Source organism: Desulfurispora sp. (assembly GCF_052744395.1).
Map to the genome: position 1 here is coordinate 1 of NZ_JBRAJI010000077.1, position 5,660 is coordinate 5,660.

At 62.7% G+C, this 5,660-nt stretch carries 2 protein-coding genes; both read right to left on the reverse strand.

Translation table 11 applies throughout. The features are described from left to right. Nucleotides 1-201: 201 nt before the first annotated feature. A complete protein-coding gene (locus ACUVTU_RS13075) occupies nt 202-3,783 on the reverse strand; it encodes a DNA polymerase III subunit alpha (protein WP_445890395.1) in 3,582 nt (1,193 codons plus the stop codon). 15 nt (nt 3,784-3,798) lie between these two features. Further along, nucleotides 3,799-5,526 carry a sigma 54-interacting transcriptional regulator gene (locus ACUVTU_RS13080; protein WP_445890396.1) on the reverse strand — a complete coding sequence of 576 codons (1,728 nt, stop codon included), beginning with the start codon at nt 5,524-5,526 and terminating at the stop codon, nt 3,799-3,801. Nucleotides 5,527-5,660: the final 134 nt, after the last annotated feature.

The following is a 5,660-nucleotide window of genomic DNA, read 5'->3' on the forward strand; positions in this document are numbered from 1 at the left end:
AGCAGAAAGCTGCCTGTAAGTATTCAGCGCCGCAATGTTGTGGTTAATCCTCATACCTACTTTCCTCCTTGAACATACTCACCGCACTCCTTTGCGGTGGCTTTGCGGGAGCGCCCGCCGTCGGCCGCCCGGCAGGTGCTCCTGGTATCTATATCGGAATACAGGCAGCGGTAGTTTAGAGGTAAAGCGACAAAAAAATGATTACCCCGCCCGCTGTTTTACCTTCACATTTTCTCCCCCCAGCAGGCCGGCCAGTTCGCTCAAAAGAGGGCTGCTCAAATCCACCCAGTATTCACGGCTGACGCGGCACAGTTTGCGGGTGGCCGCGTCGTACAGATAGACGGGCGTTTCCCCGGGGTGTCGCTTCAGCAGCGCCTGCAGGGCGGCCATGTGCTGGCGGCCCGTACCGGCGCCCAGGCGCAGGTAGAGTTCGCCGCTCAGCTGGCGAGTCAGGGGGCGCACTTCTTCGGCCAGCAGTTTCACTCCCTCTCCCCCGGCGTCCACCCGGCCGCTCACCCGCACCACTTTGTCCAGGGCCAGACAGGCGGCGCACTCCTGGTAGACGCGGGGAAAGACCACCACTTCCAGGCTGCCCGTGAGGTCTTCCAGCTGCAAAAAGGCCATGGGTTCGCCCTTTTTGGTGGTGATGCGCTTGACCATGGTGAGCAGGCCGCCCAGCACCACTTTTTCGGGCAGCGCTGCCGCTCCCGCCGGGGCCAGATCCCCTGCGGCCTCCTCGCCGGCTTCCCGGCCGCCGGCCGCCTCCCGGGCCATGCCGGACATTTCCCGCACCGCCCGCTCGCCCATTTCCCCCTCCCCGGCTCCGGGTGAGGTCACCGGTTCCATTTCTTCCCCCATCCCGCTGTAGAGCTCCTGCAGTTCGGCCACGGTGCAGGTGGTCTCCCGGCTCAAGGCGGCGCGGTACTCCTCCAGGGGGTGGCCGCTGATGTACAGGCCCAGGGCCTCCTTTTCCAGCTGCAGCATTTCGGCCCGGCTGAAGCGGCTGGCCGCGGGTAGTTCCAGATGGGCGGATACTGCCCCCGCCTCACCCCAGAAGTCCAGAAGAGAAACCTGGCCGCGGCAGCGCTCTTTGTGCCGCTGCTGGGCCAGGGCCAGGCCGGCGTCCACACCGGCCAGCAGCCTGGCCCGGTGGTCGTCCAGCGAGTCCAGAGCACCGCTTTTGATCAGGTTTTCCAGCACCCGGCGGTTGATCTGGCGGGGGTCCAGGCGACTGCAGAAATCGGCAAAGTCTTTGTAGGGGCCGCCCCGCTCCCTTTCGGCAATCAGGGCCTCCACGGCGCCCAGGCCCACATTTTTGATAGCAGCCAGACCGAAGCGGATGCTCTCACCCTGCACGGTAAAGCTGGCGCCGCTGACGTTGACATCGGGGGGCAGCACGGCCAGCCCGGACCGCCGGCACTGCTCTACATAGTAGGCTATCTTGTCGGTGTTGTCCTGCACCGAGGTGAGCAGGGCGGCCATGTACTCCACCGGGTAGTTGGCTTTCAGGTAGGCGGTCTGGTAGGAGACCAGGGCGTAGGCCGCGGAGTGGCTCTTGTTGAATCCGTACCCGGCGAAATACTCCATCAGGTCGAAAATCTGGCCGGCAATTTCCGCGTCCACATTGTTTTTCACCGCTCCCTCCACAAACTGGGAGCGCAGGCCGGCGATGATCTCGGGCTTCTTCTTGCCCATGGCCCGGCGCAGCAGGTCGGCCTCGCCCAGGGAGAAACCGGCCAGGTCGGAGGAAATGCGCATCACCTGTTCCTGGTAGAGGATGACGCCGTAGGTGTCCTTTAAAATGGGCTCCAGTTTGGGATGCAGGTAGGTGACTTTTTTCAGGCCGTGCTTGTTTTTGATAAAGTCCTCCACCATGCCGCTGCCCAGCGGGCCGGGACGGTACAGGGCCACCAGGGCCACAATGTCCTCGAAAACCTCGGGTTTGAGCTCTTTCAGGATGGCCCGCATACCGCTGCTCTCCAGCTGAAAGACCCCGGCCGTGTCGCCCCGGCAAAGCAGCTCGTAGGTTTTAGTGTCGTCCAGGGGTATCTGGTCAATGTTAATGGCCACGCCCCGGTTTTGCTCAATCATGCGCACGGCATCGGCAATCACGGTCAGGGTGCGCAAACCTAACAGGTCCATTTTCAAAAGGCCCAGTTCTTCCACCTGGTCCTTGGCAAACTGGGTGGTGAGCGGGCCGTCGGCCGCCTTGTACAGGGGCACGTAGTGGGTGAGCGGCTCCTTGGTGATCACTACACCGGCGGCGTGGGTGGAGGCGTGGCGGGGCATGCCCTCCAAAAGCGTGGCCATGTCAATCAGCTTGCGCACGGCCGGGTCGCGCAGGTAGAGATCTTTCAGCTCGGGTGAATCGATCAGGGCTTTTTCCAGCGTCATGTGCAGCTCGGCCGGCACCAGTTTGGCCACCCGGTCCACTTCGGCGTAGGGCATACCTAAAGCCCGCCCCACATCGCGCACAGCGGCCCGGGCGGCCATGGTGCCGAAGGTGGCAATCTGGGCCACCCGGTCGGCGCCGTAGCGCCGGGCCACGTATTCCAGCACTTCGCCCCGCCGCTCGAAGCAGAAGTCCACGTCAATGTCGGGCATACTCACCCGCTCCGGGTTTAAAAAGCGCTCAAACAAAAGGCCGTATTTCAGCGGGTCAATATTGGTAATGCCCAGAGCGTAAGCCACCAGGCTGCCGGCGGCGCTGCCCCGGCCCGGTCCCACCGGAATGCCCTGGCTGCGGGCGTAGTGGATGAAATCCCAGACAATGAGGAAGTAGGCCGAGTACCCCATCTGCTTGATCACGCCCAGCTCGTATTCCAGGCGGTTTTTGACCGGCTCGGTGACCTTGCCGTAGCGTCTCTCCAGTCCTTCATGGCAGAGGCGGGCCAGGTAGCTGTCCACAGTCTCCCCTTCCGGCACCTGGTAGACCGGCAGGTGAAACTTGCCGAACTCCAGCTCCACATGGCAGCGCTCGGCAATGGCCAGGGTGTTGTGCAGGGCGGCGGGGTGCTCGCCAAATAGCTGCTGCATTTCGGCCCCGCTTTTCAGGTACAGCTCGGGCGAGGAGAATTTCAGGCGGTTTTCCTCGTCCACGGTCTTGCCGGTCTGGATGCACAGCAGCACGTCCTGCATTTCGGCGTGCTCGCGGGCCACATAATGCACGTCGTTGCTGGCCACCAGGGGCAGGTCCAGCCGGCGGGCCAGTTCCACCAGGCCGCGGTTGGCCTTGCGCTGTTCGGCAAAGCCGTGGTCCTGCACCTCCAGGTAGAAGTTGCCCGGACCGAAGATGTCCCGGTACCCGGCGGCGGCGGCAGCGGCTTCCTCCAGTTTATCCTGCAGTACCAGGCCGGCCACCTCGCCGGCAATGCAGCCGGAAAGGGCGATCAGGCCCTGGCTGTAGCGGGCCAACAGCTCTTTATCCACCCGCGGTTTGTAGTAAAAACCCTCCACATAGGCCAGGGAGACCAGCTCCAGCAGGTTGCGGTAGCCCTGGTTGTTTTCGGCCAGCAGCACCAGGTGGTAGAGGTTGTCGTCCACTCTGGGCACCCGGTCGTGGCGGGTGCGCGGCGCTACATAGACTTCACAGCCCAGGATGGGCTTGATCCCGGTCTTCTGGCAGGCCTTGTAAAAGTCCACCACGCCGAACATGCTGCCGTGGTCGGTGATGGCCAGGGCGGTCTGGCCCAGTTCTTTGGCCTTTTCCACCACTTTTTTGATGCGCGCCGCGCCGTCCAGCAGGCTGTACTCGGTGTGCACGTGCAGGTGTATGAAGTCCATTTTTTCACCCTGTGGCTAGTAATCTATCTGATACTGTTTCATCTTCTTGTACAGCCAGGCCCGGGAGATGCCCAGCAGTCGGGCCGCCTGCAGCTTGTTGCCCCCGGTGGACTGCAAGGCCTCCAGCAGAGCCTCCTTCTCCACCTGGTCCAGCAGGGCGGGCAGCGGTTTGTCGCTGACCAGGCGCTTTTTGCCCCGGGCCTGCTTTTGCAGATAGTGGGGCAGGTGGGCCACCTGCAGAGTGGAACCTTCCACCATGTTGAAGGCCCGCTCAATGACATTTTCCAGCTCGCGCACATTGCCCGGCCAGTTGTACTGGTGGAAGAGCTCCCACACTTCCTTTTCCAGGTCCCGCACATGCAGGCCGAACTCCAGGTTGAACTTGTTGATGAAATGCATGACCAGTTCGCCAATGTCCTCCGGGTGCTCGCGCAGGGGCGGCAGCTGCAGCGAGACCACATTCAGGCGGTAGTAGAGGTCCTCGCGGAATTTGCCTTCCAGGATCAGCTCTTCCAGCGGGCGGTTGGTGGCCGCCACCACTCGCACATCCACCGGGCGGGGGCGGCTGTCGCCCAGGCGCTCGATCTCCTTTTCCTGCAGCACGCGCAGCAGCTTGGCCTGCATGGCCAGGGGCATGTCGCCGATCTCGTCCAGAAAAATGGTGCCGCCGCTGGCCAGCTCGAATTTGCCCACCTGGCCCCCCTTGCGGGCGCCGGTGAAGGCTCCCTCCTGGTAACCGAAAAGCTCGCTTTCCAGCAGGTTTTCCGGCACGGCGGCGCAGTTGACCTTGACAAAGCGCCCAAAGCGCCGCTGGGAGGCGGCATGCAGGGCGTGGGCCACCAGTTCCTTGCCCGTGCCGCTTTCGCCCCGGATCAGGACGGTGGAGGGACCCTGGGCCACCCGGCGGATGGTCTCCTTCAGCCTGATCATGGCCGGGCTGCTGCCGATGATGTTGTCCAGGGAGTAGCGGGGGCCCTGCACCTGCTGCAGTTCGCTCTTGTAGTAGGAAAGCTCCCGGTGCAGGTTGTTGATCTTCTCGGCCAGGGCCACCAGCTGGTTGACATCGCGAAACAAGACCTTGCTCACGGCACCGATGACCATGCCGTTTTTGCGGATGGGATAGCGCATGACCACGGTTTCCCGCCCCTTGATACGCACAATTTCCCCGTACTGGGGGCGGCCGGTGCGGGGCACGTGGTGCAGTTCGCTTTCGGCCACCACTTCGGTGATGTGCTTGCCGATCACTTCGCCCGGCTCCACTTCCAGCAGCTCGGCAAAAGCCCGGTTGATCATGATGATCTGGCCGTCGTTGTTCACGGCAATATAGCCTTCCTGGGAGCTGTCAAAGATGGTTTCCAGGGTACCCTTGAGCTCTTTGACCACTTCCAGTTCCTCGGCCAGGTGCTGCAGTTCGGTGATCTCCTGGGCCACGCCGATAGCTCCCACAATGGCCCCGTTACGGATGATGGGGGTACGGTTGACCACGTAGAGCGAGTTGCCCACGACAAATTTGCGCCCGATGTGGGATTTGCCGGTTTTAAGCACTTTGAGGAGGCCGGTGCCGGGGATGACGTCGGAGATGTAGCGGCCCAGCACCTGGTCGGCCGGGATGCCGAAGACGCGTTCGCTGGCCGCGTTGTAGACGATGACCCGGCCCTGGTAGTCGATGGCCAGGACCACGTTGTGCACGGATTGCAGGATGGATAGTTCTTCGCTCAAGGCGTCTTCCAGGACGTTTTTCATTTTTTCACCTCCCGCCCGTATTACTACTTTGAACGGGTGTGCTTCCTTCGCTCGCCCGAACTGCGCGCCGGGCAGCACCAGCGGCTCGGTCGCGGGCAGGCCGGGCCGCCCCTGATTCGACCTCCTGTCTCAGC

Bases quoted from the DNA above. Each gene is read 5' to 3' on its own strand.
- ACUVTU_RS13075 (WP_445890395.1), bottom strand. From the start codon at position 3,783: ATGGACTTCATACACCTGCACGTGCACACCGAGTACAGCCTGCTGGAC.
- ACUVTU_RS13080 (WP_445890396.1), bottom strand. From the start codon at position 5,526: ATGAAAAACGTCCTGGAAGACGCCTTGAGCGAAGAACTATCCATCCTG.